The 14,988-nt window shown below is 58.4% G+C and carries 13 protein-coding genes and 2 tRNA genes; 10 read left to right on the top strand and 5 right to left on the bottom strand.

Annotated elements, in window-relative coordinates; all coding sequences use genetic code 11:
* Positions 1–2: 2 nt before the first annotated feature.
* Positions 3–78, top strand: a tRNA-Glu gene (locus D8779_RS13740).
* 21 nt (positions 79–99) lie between these two features.
* Positions 100–175 (top strand) — tRNA-Gly (locus tag D8779_RS13735).
* Between the two features lie 116 nt (positions 176–291).
* Here the strand turns inward: D8779_RS13735 and D8779_RS13730 are convergent.
* Both D8779_RS13730 and D8779_RS13725 read right to left on the bottom strand, forming a co-directional pair.
* A complete protein-coding gene (locus D8779_RS13730) occupies positions 292–702 on the bottom strand; it encodes a PA2817 family protein (protein WP_136665036.1) in 411 nt (136 codons plus the stop codon).
* 66 nt (positions 703–768) lie between these two features.
* Positions 769–3,216, bottom strand: coding sequence for an acyl-CoA dehydrogenase (locus D8779_RS13725; protein ID WP_136665035.1), 2,448 nt, complete (start codon positions 3,214–3,216; stop codon positions 769–771).
* Between the two features lie 151 nt (positions 3,217–3,367).
* On the opposite strand from D8779_RS13725, the gene D8779_RS13720 reads away from it, so the two are divergent.
* The 8 genes from D8779_RS13720 (at position 3,368) to D8779_RS13685 (ending at position 12,407) form a co-directional block, all read left to right on the top strand.
* Entirely contained in the window at positions 3,368–4,024 is a 657-nt protein-coding gene (locus D8779_RS13720; RefSeq protein ID WP_136665034.1) for a transglutaminase-like domain-containing protein, read from the top strand.
* 110 nt (positions 4,025–4,134) lie between these two features.
* Positions 4,135–4,755 carry a glutathione S-transferase family protein gene (locus D8779_RS13715; RefSeq protein ID WP_136665033.1) on the top strand — a complete coding sequence of 207 codons (621 nt, stop codon included), beginning with the start codon at positions 4,135–4,137 and terminating at the stop codon, positions 4,753–4,755.
* A gap of 131 nt (positions 4,756–4,886) precedes the next feature.
* Complete coding sequence (locus D8779_RS13710; protein ID WP_136665032.1) at positions 4,887–5,819, top strand: ABC transporter ATP-binding protein; 933 nt, start codon at positions 4,887–4,889, stop codon at positions 5,817–5,819.
* An 11-nt stretch (positions 5,820–5,830) separates the two neighbouring features.
* A complete protein-coding gene (locus tag D8779_RS13705) occupies positions 5,831–6,610 on the top strand; it encodes an ABC transporter permease (RefSeq protein ID WP_136665167.1) in 780 nt (259 codons plus the stop codon).
* Positions 6,611–6,704: 94 nt separating this feature from the next.
* Complete coding sequence (locus D8779_RS13700; protein ID WP_136665031.1) at positions 6,705–7,736, top strand: efflux RND transporter periplasmic adaptor subunit; 1,032 nt, start codon at positions 6,705–6,707, stop codon at positions 7,734–7,736.
* Positions 7,733–10,801, top strand: coding sequence for an efflux RND transporter permease subunit (locus tag D8779_RS13695; RefSeq protein WP_136665030.1), 3,069 nt, complete (start codon positions 7,733–7,735; stop codon positions 10,799–10,801). Before D8779_RS13700 ends, D8779_RS13695 begins: the two co-directional genes overlap by 4 nt.
* Positions 10,802–10,895: 94 nt before the next feature.
* Entirely contained in the window at positions 10,896–11,726 is an 831-nt protein-coding gene (gene mazG / locus D8779_RS13690) for a nucleoside triphosphate pyrophosphohydrolase (protein WP_136665029.1), read from the top strand.
* Between the two features lie 141 nt (positions 11,727–11,867).
* A complete protein-coding gene (locus D8779_RS13685) occupies positions 11,868–12,407 on the top strand; it encodes a DUF2058 domain-containing protein (RefSeq protein ID WP_136665028.1) in 540 nt (179 codons plus the stop codon).
* Positions 12,408–12,538: 131 nt separating this feature from the next.
* Here the strand turns inward: D8779_RS13685 and D8779_RS13680 are convergent, their stop codons facing one another.
* Genes D8779_RS13680 through purM form a run of 3 tightly spaced genes read right to left on the bottom strand, consistent with a single transcriptional unit; the run spans position 12,539 to position 14,976 of the window.
* A complete protein-coding gene (locus D8779_RS13680; RefSeq protein ID WP_136665027.1) occupies positions 12,539–13,255 on the bottom strand; it encodes a DUF3108 domain-containing protein in 717 nt (238 codons plus the stop codon).
* Between the two features lie 12 nt (positions 13,256–13,267).
* Complete coding sequence (purN, locus tag D8779_RS13675) at positions 13,268–13,918, bottom strand: phosphoribosylglycinamide formyltransferase (RefSeq protein ID WP_136665026.1); 651 nt, start codon at positions 13,916–13,918, stop codon at positions 13,268–13,270.
* Positions 13,918–14,976, bottom strand: coding sequence for a phosphoribosylformylglycinamidine cyclo-ligase (gene purM / locus D8779_RS13670; RefSeq protein WP_136665025.1), 1,059 nt, complete (start codon positions 14,974–14,976; stop codon positions 13,918–13,920). Before purM ends, purN begins: the two co-directional genes overlap by 1 nt.
* Between the last annotated feature and the right edge of the window lie 12 nt (positions 14,977–14,988).

Here is a 14,988-nt window from a genome sequence, read left to right as displayed (position 1 = left end):
AGGTCCCCTTCGTCTAGTGGCCTAGGACACCGCCCTTTCACGGCGGTAACAGGGGTTCGAGTCCCCTAGGGGACGCCATTTTTAGTACCAAGTTACATTGCGGGAATAGCTCAGTTGGTAGAGCACGACCTTGCCAAGGTCGGGGTCGCGAGTTCGAGTCTCGTTTCCCGCTCCAAACAAACAAAACGCCGCTCATTGAGCGGCGTTTTTGTATCTGTCATTTTTATATGTATAAAAAAGCCCGCCGGTGATGCCGTGCGGGCTTTTGTGTGTCTGAGTCTGGATGGCCGCCTAGTGCGTGCTGCCCTGGGCGGGCATGGCCAGCAGCTGTTTTTCCTGGTTCCAGTCGAATGGTTCGTCGTTTTCCAGGGCGTAGAAGCGACGTTCTTCGAGGGCCTGATACATTTCGATTTCGTCATCCGGCATAAAGTGCAGGCAGTCGCCACCGAAGAACCACAGCAGATCGCGTGGCACCAAGTGGGCAATCTGCGGGTAGCGCTGGAAAATCTGGCTGATCAGGTCTTGGCCCAGGTAGAGGCTGGCTTCCGGGTCGCTCGGCAAGTCAGCGAGCAATTCGTCGTAGCGCTCCAGGTACATGGCGTGGCTGTCATCGAGAATCTGCTCGGCTTCGCCCAAGGCCACCAGGATGGTGCGCAAGTGCTGGAGCAGTGCGAGGTGGTGGTCGATGTGAACGTTAGCCATGGGTCAATCCTGTAGGTAAAGCGGGCGGCGCAGTATAAAGCCGGCGTTGCCCGCTGTCCCGTTTGCCTAACGCACCTTGCCGGGACTGAGGGTTAGCTCCTCTTTGGCGAAGTCATCCACATCAATTACTACTCGGCGCGCTGCTTCGGCCTGATGCAGGCTCTGTGCTTCATCGGCGCTAAGCACACCAGCGGCCAGCGCAGCATCAATCAAGCTCTGTCCTGGCTGCTCTTGCACCTGACCGGCCTTAACGGCTTTGTGCAGTTTTTTCTGCAGGCTGTGTGCATCTTGCAGTTGGTTCATCGCGTATTGCAGAGCCCCCACCGCGTCCTGCTCGGCTTGTGGGCGATAGCAGCCTTCGAGCAGTTCCTCTAGGGCGGGGTCGCCGCTGTTACGGCCGATAATGGCGGCCACTTGTGCGTCGAGTTCATCGCTTGGACCTTTATGGCGGCGACCCAGCGGCAAGACCAGAACGCGCAAGGCGCAGCCGAGCAGCTTGCTGGGGAAGTTGCTGAGCAGCTCTTCCAGCGCTTGTTCGGCTTTGCACAGGCTTTCTTCCATGGCCCAACACAGCATGGGCTGGGAATGTTCCGGGTAACCGAGGTCGTGATAACGCTTGAGTGCTGCCGATGCCAGATACAGGTGGCTGAGCACATCGCCCAGTCGCGCAGACAAGCGCTCACGGCGTTTTAGCTCGCCACCCAAAATCATCATGCTGGTGTCTGCCAGCAGAGCAAACGAGGCGGCTAGGCGATTGAGTGCGCGGAAGTAAGGGCGGCTGATACGGTCGCCCGGCACTTGGCTAAATACCCCGAACCCAAGGCTGAGCAACAGGCTGCTGGCGGCATTGCTGACGGCAAAGCCGATGTGTTGCAGTAGCAGCTCGTCGAACTCTTTGAGCGCCTGATCCTGATCCTCATGGTTGGCCAGGGCCATTTCTTTAAGCACGTAGGGATGGCAACGAATCGCACCCTGACCAAAGATCATCAGATTGCGTGAAAGGATATTGGCTCCCTCCACGGTGATGAAAATTGGGGCGCCTTGCCAGGAGCGCGCCAGGTAGTTGTTCGGGCCCATGATGATGCCCTTGCCGCCGTGCACATCCATGGCGTGGCTGATGCACTCACGGCCGCGTTCGGTCAGGTGGTACTTGAGGATGGCCGAAAGGACTGAGGGTTTTTCCCCCAGATCCACTGCGTTGGCGGTGAGGATCCGGGCGCTGTCCATCAACCAGGCGTTGCCGCCGATCCGCGCCAGAGCCTCTTGAATGCCTTCAAAGGCCGAGAGCGGTACGTTGAATTGCTCACGAATCTGGCTGTACTGGCCGGTGGTCAGGCTGGTGAATTTGGCAGCACCAGTGCCGACTGCTGGGAGCGAGATGGAGCGGCCCACGGACAGGCAGTTCATCAGCATCATCCAACCCTTACCGAGCATCTCCTGGCCGCCGATCAGGTATTCCAGCGGGATAAACACATCCTTGCCGGCGTTAGGGCCGTTCATAAAGGCCGCGCCAAGTGGCAGGTGACGGCGTCCGATTTCCACGCCCGGCGTTTCGGTAGGCACCAGGGCCAAACTAATACCTAGATCTTCCTCTTCACCTAACAGGTGCTCGGGATCGTAAGCCTTAAATGCCAGGCCGAGCAGGGTCGCGACCGGGCCGAGGGTGATGTAGCGTTTTTCCCAATTCAGGCGCAGGCCGATGACTTCCTCACCTTGCCATTGGCCTTTGCAGATGATCCCGCTGTCCGGCATGGCGCCGGCGTCGGAGCCTGCCAATGGGCCGGTGAGGGCGAAGCAGGGGATATCGTCACCACGGGCCAGGCGCGGTAGGTAATGATCACGCTGCGCCTCGGTGCCGTAGTGCAGCAGCAGTTCGGCAGGGCCCAAAGAGTTGGGCACCATCACGGTCGAGGCGAGATCGCCGGAACGGGTCGCTAGCTTCATCGCCACTTGGGAGTGGGCGTAGGCGGAAAAGCCCTTGCCGCCATACTGCTTGGGAATGATTAGCGCGAAGAAACCGTGCTCCTTGATATGTGCCCAGGCCTCGGCAGGAAGGTCCATCTGCTGGCCGATCTGCCAGTCACTGACCATGGCGCAGAGTGCTTCTGTCGGGCCATCGATAAACGCTTGTTCCTCCTCAGTGAGTTGCGCTTTGGGGTAGGCGAGTAGGGTGTCCCAGTCAGGCCGCCCGCTAAACAGCTCACCATCCCACCACACCGTACCCGCTTCAATAGCATCGCGTTCGGTGGCTGACATCGGCGGCAATACACGTTTGAACCAGGTAAACAATGGCGAGGTGAAGAGGCTGCGGCGTTGCTGCGGCAGTAACAAAGGTAAAGCCACGGCCAGCAGTACCAGCCACAACAGGCCCATCAGCCAAACCGGGGCATGGCTGAACACACCCATCAGAAGCAGAAAACCAGCCACTATGCCCAAGGCGGGAAGTGGGGGCGTACGCCGATGGGCGAGAAAGGCCGTGCCGAATAGCAAGGCGAGTAACCAGAGAGCGAGCATGCAGAATCCTCCGTGATGACAATGTGTTTGACGCACCATCATGAGCGTAGTCGCCTTAGATGGCGACAAGAGCGGTGAGCTTGGCCGAATCGTCGTGACATTGGCCGGACTCGCGTCGTTAGACTGGTTTCTCAGCCACGGAGAAACCCTAATGCCTGAATACCTTGAGCCCGGCCGCTTCATCGATAGTGACCACCCAGCGCTGGTGGAGTTCGCAGAAAAATTTCGCGGGGCCAGCCGCGACCCGCGTGAGCAGGCCGTCAATCTGTATTACGCGGTACGTGATGAGATTCGTTACAACCCCTACGTCTTCAGCCGCGATGTCGAGACCTTGAAGGCCAGTCACGCACTTCAGGCGGGGGAAAGTTACTGTGTGCCCAAAGCTAATTTGCTGGCGGCCTGCGCCCGGCATTGCGGCATTCCCTCGCGGATTGGCCTGGCCGATGTGCGTAATCACCTGGCCACACCGCGTTTGCTGGAATTGCTGCGCAGTGAGGTGTTTGCCATGCATGGTTATACCGAGCTGTACTTGGAGGGGCGCTGGGTCAAAGCTACGCCGGCGTTTAATTTGGCCCTGTGTCAGCTGCTCAAGGTTACGCCGCTGGAGTTCGATGGTATTCACGACAGCGTATTCCAGCCCTATAACGAGCAAGGCCAACGGCATATGGAGTATGTGCGCGAACATGGTCACTTTACTGATGTGCCAGTGCCGCTTTTTTTCGGCCATTTACAACAGTGTTACCCGCATTTATTCAGCGACGATGCACCGCCGGTAGTGGGTGATATGCACCGCGAGGCCCAGGGTTAAATCAAGCGGCTCGATAGGCAACATCAATTTCCGTGTCTGTTTTCTTTTGGGTGGGATAGTAGGATGCCAGTCAGAAAATTCTGATTAACCCAGCCGAAGGAGCGCAGGCGATGCTGAAAATTTGGGGGCGCAAGAACTCCAACAATGTGCGCAAGGCATTGTGGTGTGCGCAAGAGGTCGGCGTGCCGTATGAAGCAATCGATGCGGGTGGAGCGTTTGGCGTGGTCAATGAGCCGGCCTACCTCGCGATGAACCCCAATGGCCTGGTGCCGGTCATTGAAGACGACGGCCTGGTGTTGTGGGAATCCAATGCCATCGTTCGCTATCTGGCGGCGCAATACGCTGACGGCGAGTTATATGCCAAAGATCCTAAACAGCGTGCCCAGGCGGATAAATGGATGGACTGGACTACATCCACGCTGGCCACACCGTTTCGCGATCTATTTTTGGGCACTCTGCGTACCCCGCCTGAGCAACGCAATCATGCCGTCATTGCGGCCGCACTCACGCGCTGTGGCGAGTTGCTGGAAGCGGCAGATCAAGCGTTAGCCACGCAACCCTATCTCTCGGGCGCCAGCTTCGGCATGGGCGATATTCCGCTAGGTTGCTTTATCTACGCGTGGTTTGAGATGCCCATTGAGCGGCCACCGCTGCCTCATCTGCAGGCTTGGTACACACGTTTGCAGGAGCGCCCGGCCTATCGGACGTCTGTGATGACGGCGCTGACCTAGGCGGCTCAAAGCAGGGCAGTGACTGAGAAAAACCTCTAGCCAGCTAACGTTCTGGCGCTAGACTTGGCCACTGTTCTTGCCGAGTGGGTCAGACATTCAATCCTTTCATTTTTTCGGTGTGTGTATTTCTTATGAGTACTGCTCTGTCCATTCGCCAGTTGACCAAGACTTACGGCAACGGCTTCCAGGCACTTCACGGCATTGATCTGGATGTAGCTGAAGGCGACTTTTATGCCTTGCTCGGCCCTAACGGTGCCGGTAAGTCCACCACCATTGGCATTCTTTCGACCTTGGTGACCAAAAGCAGCGGCACAGTCAATGTGTTCGGCCATGACCTCGACAAGCAACCCTCGGCGCTTAAGCGCTGCCTGGGTGTGGTGCCGCAGGAGTTCAACTTCAACCAGTTCGAGAAGGCCTTCGACATCGTCGTGACCCAGGCCGGCTATTACGGCATCCCTGCCAAAATTGCCAAGGAACGCGCCGAGCAATACCTCAATCAGCTTGGTCTGTGGGGTAAGCATGACGTGCCGTCCCGTGAGCTTTCCGGCGGTATGAAGCGTCGTCTGATGATCGCCCGTGCCTTGGTGCATCAACCGCGCTTGTTGATTCTCGATGAGCCGACTGCCGGGGTGGATATCGAACTGCGCCGTTCGATGTGGAGCTTTCTTACCGAACTGAACCAGCAAGGCATCACCATTATTCTGACTACCCATTACCTGGAAGAGGCCGAGCAGCTGTGCCGCAATATCGGCATCATCGACCACGGGCGGATTGTCCAGAATACCAGCATGAAAGACTTGCTGAAGACGCTGCACGTGGAGACTTTCCTGCTCGACTTGAAAGAGTCGCTGCTGGTACCGCCGCAGCTAGTGGGCTATCCGTCGCAACTGCTGGATCACCACACCCTTGAGGTGCAAGTGGACAAAGCTCAGGGCGTTACCGAGTTGTTCCGCCAGTTAGCCCTGCAAAATATTGAGGTGCTCAGCTTGCGCAATAAAACCAATCGCCTGGAGGAGTTATTTGTGTCTCTGGTAGAGAAGAACCTGGCGGGGGGCGCGGCATGAGCACGACCTATCTGAACTCAGAACTGGCCGCCAATATGGTGGCGCTGCGCACCATCGTTTACCGCGAAATTCGCCGTTTCACCCGTATCTGGCCGCAGACCTTGCTGCCGCCAGCGATCACCATGGTTCTGTACTTCGTGATCTTCGGCAACCTGATTGGCCGGCAGATTGGCGACATGGCGGGCTTCACCTATATGGAGTACATCGTGCCGGGGCTGATCATGATGTCGGTGATCACCAACTCCTACGGCAACGTGGTGTCGAGCTTCTTCGGCAGCAAGTTCCAGCGCTCCATTGAGGAGCTGATGGTCTCGCCGGTGTCGCCGCATATCATTCTTACCGGCTATGTGGTGGGTGGCGTGCTGCGGGGTTTGGCGGTGGGCTTTATCGTTACCTTATTGTCGCTGTTCTTCACCAAGTTGCAGGTGCATCACCTGGGTATCACCGTGCTGGTGGTGTTGCTGACAGCGACCATCTTCTCCCTTGGCGGTTTTATCAACGCCGTGTTTGCGCGCAACTTTGACGATATTTCGATTATTCCAACCTTTGTACTGACGCCGCTGACTTACCTGGGCGGGGTGTTCTACTCCATTACCCTGCTGCCGCCATTCTGGCAGACGGTATCGCTGGCCAACCCGGTGTTGCACATGGTCAACGCTTTCCGTTACGGCATTCTTGGGGTGTCGGATATCCGTATCGGGGTGGCGATCAGTTTTATGCTGGTGGCCACCGCGGTGCTCTACGGCGTGTGTATCCGCCTGTTGGTTAGCGGCCGGGGTATGCGCCAGTAGCAAGGCGCAGGCCCTAATATGGGGAAACATTTTTAACGGCTGATCAATGCGGCTCGACGTTAGACTCGGCCTCTACAAACACTAGGGGTTGTATATGTTCGTCCGTGCACCTGCTTTGCTCGTCGCTTTTGCTCTGCTGTGTTCCCTTAGCAGTATCCAGGCGTATGCCAATGAAGGGCCACTGGTTGAAGTGGTCAAGGTTGAGCGAAATCTGGTGCGCGACGAGCTGGTGACCTTCGGTTCGCTGCGCCCGGACGAATCAGTGATGATTCGCCCGGAAATCGCCGGTCGGATCGCGCAGCTGCATTTTCGTGAAGGCCAGCGCATTGAGGCCGGCGCGTTGCTGGTGAGCCTGGATGATTCGATTGCCCGGGCCGAACTGGCTCAAGCGCAGGCCAACCTCAACCTGGCAGAAAACAACTTCAACCGCGCACAGATGCTGTTCAAGCGCGGAGCCAGTAATGCCCAAGCGCTGGATGAAGCCAATGCCCAGCAGCAGGCTTCACGGGCTAGTCTGGCGTTGTCGCAGGCACGCCTGGATAAAACCCGCATTCTGGCGCCGTACGACGGCGTGCTGGGCCTGCGTCAGGTTAGCCCTGGCGATTACCTCAGCGAAGGCCAGGACATTGTCAATCTAGAGGTGCTTGATCCGCTCAAGGTGGACTTTCGCATTCCGCAAAAAGCCGTGAGCCAGATCCGCCTCAAGCAGGTTATCGAAATTAGTTTGGATGCTTATCCCGGTGAGCGTTTTACCGGCGAGATCTTTGCCATCAATCCGCGCCTGGATGAAGCCGGGCGCAGCCAGGCGATTCGCGCCCACATCAGCAACCGCGATGGCCGCCTGAGCCCAGGGCAATTCGTGCGGGTGTCGGTGATTCTCGCCGAACGACCCAACGCCTTGGTGATCCCAGAAGAGGCCATCATGCCAGTGGGCGAGCAACTGCTGGTTAACCTGGTGGTCGAGGGTAAGGTCGAGTTGCGCGAGGTCAAACTGGGTAAGCGCCTGGCGGGCAAAGTCGAGGTGCTGGAAGGCTTGCAGGGTGATGAAACCTTGATTAGCGCCGGTTGGCAGAAAGTCCGTGCCGGCGCGTCGGTACGCACCAAGGTGGTGGAGCAAGCGCCATGACCCTGTCGGACATCTGCATCCGCCGGCCGGTGTTTGCCACTGTACTGTCGTTGATTGTGGTGCTGCTCGGCTTGATGGCTTATGACCGCCTGGCCGTGCGTGAATACCCCAATATCGACGTACCGATTGTTACGGTTAACGTCACCTATCCCGGTGCCAGCCCGGAAATCATGGAGTCCCAAGTTGCTCAGCCGATCGAGGACGTGTTGTCGGGTATTGAGGGGCTGGATTTTGTCAGCTCCATCAGCCGCTCGGAAAACACCCAGATCACCGCGCAGTTTCGTCTGGGCAGCAACTCCGATGAAGCGGCGAACGATGTGCGCGACCGCTTGGGGCGCGTGCGCGGTTTGCTCCCGGATGAAATCGCCGAGCCTATCGTGCAGAAGGTTGAAGCCGACGCTCAACCGGTAATCTGGCTGGCGTTCTACAGCGAGCGCTACAGTGCCATGGAAATCACCGACGTGCTGGAGCGGGTGATCAAGGATCGCTTACAGACCATCCCCGGCGTCTCCGAAGTGCAGATTCGCGGGGCCCGCACCTTCGCCATGCGCATCTGGTTGGATCCGGAGAAGCTCGCCGCGCACAACCTCACCGTGCAGGACGTGGAAGACGCCCTGCGCCGGCAGAACGTGGAAATTCCGGCTGGACGTATCGAGTCGCAGCAACGTGAATTTACCGTGCTGTCGGAAACCGATATGAACACCCCGGAGCAGTTCAATCAGCTGATTCTGGATGACTCGCGCGGTTACCTGTTGCGCCTGGCTGATGTTGGGCATGCCGAAATCGGCGCTGCGGACGAGCGCAGTATCGTCCGTTACAAGGGCCAGCCAGCCGTGTCGATGGGCATGATCAAGCAAGCCACCGCCAACCCGCTGGATATTTCTGATGGCCTGGCTGCAGCCATGCCCGATGTGCGTGCCTTGTTGCCGCAAGGGATGCTGATGGCGGTGGCCAACGACAACTCGCTGTTTATTCGCGAGTCGATCGACAACGTGTTTATTACCATCTGGGAAGCGGTGGGGCTGGTCATCCTGATCATCTTTATCTTCCTGCGTTCGTTGCGCGCCACCCTCATTCCGCTGGTGACCATTCCGGTGTCGCTGATCGGTGCGTTTGCCTTGATGAGCCTGATGGGTTTCACCATCAATACCCTGACGCTGTTGGCGATGGTGCTGGCTATCGGCCTGGTGGTGGATGATGCCATCGTTATGCTGGAGAACATCCACCGACATATCGAGGAGGGCATGCAGCCGCTGCAGGCTGCGCTCAAGGGCAGTCGCGAGATCGCCTTTGCGGTGATCGCCATGACCCTGACCCTGGCCGCGGTATTCGCCCCCATCGGCTTTATGCAGGGCACCACCGGCAAGCTGTTTACCGAGTTCGCCTGGACCCTGGCCGGCGCGGTGCTGGTGTCCGGTTTTGTCGCCCTGACCCTCACTCCGATGATGTGCGCGCTGTTGCTCAAACCGCATCAGGCCGGCGAACGGCATAATCGCCTGTACAACCTGATCGAAGACTTTCTCAACGGTCTGACCTATCGCTATAAACACCTGCTGGCCAAGGCGCTGAGTGCCTGGGTGTTGGTGGTGGGTGTGCTGCTGTTGACTGTGGTGGCCTGCATACTGCTGTTTTCCGGGCTGAAGTCCGAGCTGGCGCCAACCGAGGACACCGGCACCATTATCGGCGTGTTCAACGGCCCGGATGGCGCCACCATTGGCTACACCGGGCGTTATGCCCGCGAGATCGAAGCGGCTTACGCCAGCATCGCGGAGACCAACCGTTATATGGTCATCGCCGGCTTCCCGACTGTGGCTCAGGGTATTTCCTTTATGAAGCTGGAAGATTGGGCCGACCGTTCACGCAGTCAGTTCGAGATTCGCAACGAGCTGTTGCCCAAACTGCAGGATATCGCCGGGGTACGGGCCTTCCCGGTCAATCGGCCGCCGTTGGGGCAGAGCGCGCGTAATCAACCGGTGAATTTCGTGATTCGCTCGTCCATGGAGTACAGCGAGCTGCAAGGCTATGTCGATGAACTGCTCAGTGCGTTGCGTGATTATCCGGGGCTGGAAAGCCTGGACAGCGATCTGAAACTCAACGCGCCGCAGCTCAAGGTCGCGGTTAATCGCGAGCAGGCCGTAAGCGTCGGTACCGATGTGGCGACCATCGGCCGCAGCCTGGAAAGCCTGTTCGGCAGCCGCCAGGTGACGCGCTTCAAACAGAATGGCGAACAGTACGACGTGCTGGTGCAGTTGCAAGGCGTGGATCGCAGCAGCCCCGATGACCTCAACCGGGTCTATGTGCGCGGCCGCGATGACAGCATGGTGCAGCTGTCCAACCTGATCGAGGTCCGCGAGACCGTGGCGCCGCGTGAGCTCAACCACTTCAACCAACTACGTGCGGTAACGGTGAGTGCCAATGTTGGCAGCGGCTACACCCTCGGCGAGGCCCTGGCGCATCTGGAAAGGACAGCGCGCACGGTGTTCCCGGCCGAGACCCAGTACGACTACACCGGTACGTCGCGAGACTTCAAAGAGTCGAGTGCCGGTATCGCGCTGATCTTTGCCTTGGCTCTGGCGTTTATCTTCCTGGTGCTGGCGGCGCAATTCGAGAGCTTTACCGACCCGCTGATCATCCTCTTCAGCGTGCCGTTGTCGATGGCCGGCGCCTTGCTGGCGCTGACCCTGTTCGGCGGCACGCTGAATATCTACTCGCAGATCGGTCTGGTGACGCTGATTGGTTTGATCACTAAACACGGCATCTTGATCGTCGAGTTCGCCAACGTGCTGCTGCGTCAGGGCCATGAGTTGCGTGGTGCGGTGATTGAGGCGTCGGTGCAGCGTTTACGCCCCATCTTGATGACCACCGGAGCGATGGTGCTGGGCTCGCTGCCGTTGGCAATTGCCACCGGCGCTGGCGCGGAAAGCCGTCAGCAGATCGGTATGGTGATAGTCGGCGGCCTGTTGGTCGGCACCTTCTTCACCCTGTTCGTCATCCCGACCCTGTATATGCTGCTGCGCCGCTGGCGCCCAATCAAACAGCTGAATGAGGATGTGGCGGTTGCGTAGCGTGGAGCGAGCGGCACGTTGATTTAATCAACGCGCTATCATTGGTTTTTTTGCCGCTAAACCACTCTGCGCATATCTACAGCTGGGGCGTGTCATGTACCAACTCGACGATCTTCTGCACCTGATGGCCCGGCTGCGTGACCCGCAGTACGGATGCCCGTGGGACCTTAAACAGAACTACGCGACGATCGTGCCGCACACGATTGAGGAGGCATACGAAGTCGCCGATGCCATTGAGCGAGGCGACTTCGATCACCTGCCTGGCGAGCTGGGCGATTTACTGTTTCAGGTGGTGTATTACAGCCAGCTGGCGCGCGAGGAAGGGCGCTTCGAATTTGCCCAGGTGGTCGATGGCATTACCACCAAGTTGATTCGTCGTCATCCTCATGTGTTCCCCGATGGTGATCTGTATGGCGCAGTGGATGTGCCCAAGCTCGATGAAGCCGCCGTCAAGCAGCGCTGGGAGGCGATCAAGGCCGAGGAGCGTGCCGAACACGCGGCGGCTCCTGAACAGTTGTCGCTGCTCGATGATGTGCCCAACGCTTTGCCATCGCTAAGCCGGGCGATCAAGTTGCAAAAGCGCGCCGCTCAAGTCGGTTTCGACTGGCCTGAAGCGCTGCCGGTCGTCGATAAAGTGCGTGAAGAGCTGGATGAAGTGCTCGAAGCTATGAGCGAAAACGATCCAGAGGCGATTCAGGAGGAGATCGGCGACCTGTTGTTTGTGGTCAGCAACTTGGCCCGTCACTTGAAAGTTGACCCTGAAACGGCGCTGCGCGCAGCGAATGGCAAGTTCGAACGGCGCTTCCGTTTTATCGAACAGGCCTTGCGTGAGCAGGGGCGAGCTATGCAAGATTGCGCCTTGGAAGAGCTGGATGCGCTGTGGGGCGAAGCCAAGAAGCTGGAAAAGCTGACTCCCAGCTGCTGAGCCCGTAGGGTGGATGACGCTCTCTTCATCCACCGCTGCCAGGGACACGGTGGATGGGTTAAGCGTCATCCACCCTACGAATAACGCGTTACGATTACGCTGGGTACGCCCACTCAATATTGATGGTTGGAAAGGTAGGTTATGGCTCTCTCACTACGCGATCAGCTGCTCAAAGCCGGCTTGGTCAATGAAAAGCAGGCCAAGCAGGTCGGCAAGGAAAAGCAGAAACAGCAACGTTTGGAGCAAAAAGGCCACGTTGAGAAGGACGAGTCGCAGAAACTGGCCGCGCAGCAGGCCATGGCTGAAAAGGCCGCGCGCGACCAGGAGCTTAACCGCCAGCAGCAAGAAAAGGTCGAGCAAAAGGCGCGTGCTGCCCAGGTCAAACAACTGATCGAGGTTTCGCGCCTGCCCAAGCTGACCACCGAGGATTACTACAATTTCGTTGACGACAAAAAAGTTAAGCGTCTGTCAGTGAACACCCTGGTGCGCAATAAGCTCAGCAGTGGTTCGTTGGCGATCGTGCGTCACGGTGGTGGCTATGAAGTGATCCCGCGTGAAGCCGCGCTGAAGATTCAAGAGCGTGACCCGCAGCGCGTGGTCTTGCTCAATACGCCGACCGAAGCGCCGGATGCCGATGATCCGTACGCGGCCTACCAGGTGCCGGATGACTTGATGTGGTAACCGCCGCCGCGTGCTGCCCAGTTCTACATTAACCAGGCATCATTGTTCGTGGCGCCCTGAAGTTTGGCCGTAAAGGATTACAGCCCATAAAAAAGCCGAGCATTTAGCTCGGCTTTTTTATGCAGTGCTGCTCAGTCCTGGCGGCCTGCGACGGTCTTGCCGTCGACGCTGCCTTCCTTGAGCATGATTTGGTATTCCTTGCCGTCTTTCTCGACTTGATGCAGACGGACCAGCAGGTAATTCCAGTCTTTGGCGAACCAGAGAATGGTTTTACGGCTGCTTTGCGTCGGGTCACGTACGCGCTCGACCTTGATCGCATCAATCAAGCCCGCTTTGGTGCGTACCACTTCTTCACCGAGTACACGGAAGTCATAGGTTTCGACTTCGTCGCCGTCGACGACTTGGTAACTCATGCTCTTGGTGCCCGCAGCCACGTCGTATTGCAGAGCCAGTTGGTAGGTCGATTTGTCCAGCAAGCCGCGATTCAGTGGCAGACGCACGGGTGTGCCACGGTCGCTGCCGATGACTTGCTTGGCGTCCCAGTCGAAGTCCTGCTCGATCTTTTTGCTTTTACCCAGGCCGCTGCGTTCGTAGAGGTAGGTTTGCGGCAAAAATACATCGTTATCCACGCGCAGGGTGCTTTGCTCGCTCAGGCTGGCAACCAGCATGGACGCTTCGAAGTTCAGCTGCCAGAGGCCATTGTCGCGCGCTTGTAGGCTGCGTTCGGCGCTGCCACTTACAGGCAGTTGTTTCCAGTCGGCGGTGTAGCTGGCGGAGAAAGGTTTTAGCTCTACGGCCAATGCCGGCAAGCTCAGAAGTGCAAGTGCGAACAATAAGGCGCGACCCATGGTGTCTCCTATTTACGTTCGAATAAGGTGTCCGGTGCTCGGTAACAGTTGTTGGTCCAACATTGCGCCGTTTGCCGTCAGCTGCAATCGGCCTTCGGCAAACCAGTGTACGGCCAGCGGGTAAATCACGTGCTCTTGCTCGTGTACGCGCTGCGCCAGGCTGGTCGGCGAGTCGTTGGACTGTACCGGAACCACTGCTTGTACGACCAATGGTCCGCCATCGAGTTCCTCGCTGACGAAGTGCACGCTGCAACCGTGCTCGCTATCGCCTGCCTCCAGCGCCCGTTGATGGGTGTGCAGGCCTTTGTATTTAGGCAGTAGCGAGGGGTGGATATTCAGCAGGCGGCCAGCGTAGTGCCGGACAAACCCTGGAGTGAGGATACGCATAAAACCGGCCAGCACCACCAGCTGCGGGTCGAAGTCGTCGATGGCTTCGACCAATGCGGCGTCGAAGGCCTCGCGGCCGTCGAACTGTTTGTGGTCGAGTATGCGGGTGGCGATGCCTGCATGCTTCGCGCGTTCCAGGCCATAAGCATCGGCGCGGTTGGAAATCACCGCGCTGATACGTGCCGGATTGCCGTTATGGGCGATGCTGTCGATTAGCGCCTGCAGGTTGCTGCCGGAGCCTGAGATCAGCACCACCACATTGCACTGTGTCGGCATTAATGCTGTTTCAGGTTGTTCAGTACGACCTGTGCAGCACCTTCGGCAGCTTCACCGATCTGGCCGATCACCCATGGCTGCTCGCCAGCAGCGCTCAGGGTTTGCAGGGTGATGTCGACTTGATCCTGCGCCACGCAGATGACCATGCCAACGCCGCAGTTGAGCACGCGGTGCATCTCGTGCTCATCGACGTTGCCTTTTTCCTGAAGCCAGTCGAATACCGCTGGGCGCGTCCAGCTGGCCACGTCGACCACAGCCTGTGCGCCTTTTGGCAGTACGCGTGGGATATTGTCGAGCAAACCGCCACCTGTGATGTGGGCCATGGCTTTAACCGCGCCAGTGTCCTTGATCAGCTTGAGCAGCGGTTTGACGTAGATGCGGGTCGGGGTCATCAGCAGGTCGGCCAGCGGCTTGCCATCAACCTGGGTGGCTTCAATCTCGGTGCCGGAGACTTCGATGATCTTGCGGATCAGCGAGTAGCCATTGGAGTGCGGGCCGGAGGACGGCAGGGCGATCAGCGCATCACCCGCAGCGACCTTGGAACCGTCGATGATTTCAGCTTTCTCTACTACGCCGACGCAGAAACCCGCCAGGTCGTAGTCTTCGCCTTCATACATACCTGGCATTTCAGCGGTTTCACCGCCGACCAGAGAGCAACCTGCCAGCTCGCAACCCGCGCCGATGCCGGTAACCACGGTGGCAGCTACATCAACATTAAGTTTGCCGGTGGCGTAGTAGTCGAGGAAGAACAGCGGTTCGGCGCCGCATACGACCAGGTCGTTAACGCACATGGCGACCAGGTCCTGGCCAATGCTGTCGTGCTTGTTCAGGTTCAGCGCCAGGCGCAGCTTGGTGCCCACGCCGTCGGTGCCGGAGACCAGCACCGGTTGCTTGTAACCAGCCGGGATCTCGCACAGCGCGCCGAAGCCGCCCAGCCCACCCATGACTTCCGGACGTGCGGTGCGCTTGGCCACGCTTTTGATGCGTTCGACTAGGGCTTCGCCTGCGTCGATATCTACACCTGCGTCCTTGTAGCTAATGGAGGGTTGCTTGCTCATAGATCCAGGCCT

The sequence above is a fragment of the Pseudomonas leptonychotis genome (assembly GCF_004920405.1).
GTDB classification, from domain to species: domain Bacteria; phylum Pseudomonadota; class Gammaproteobacteria; order Pseudomonadales; family Pseudomonadaceae; genus Aquipseudomonas; species Aquipseudomonas leptonychotis.
This window is presented reverse-complemented; position numbering and strand designations above follow the sequence as displayed.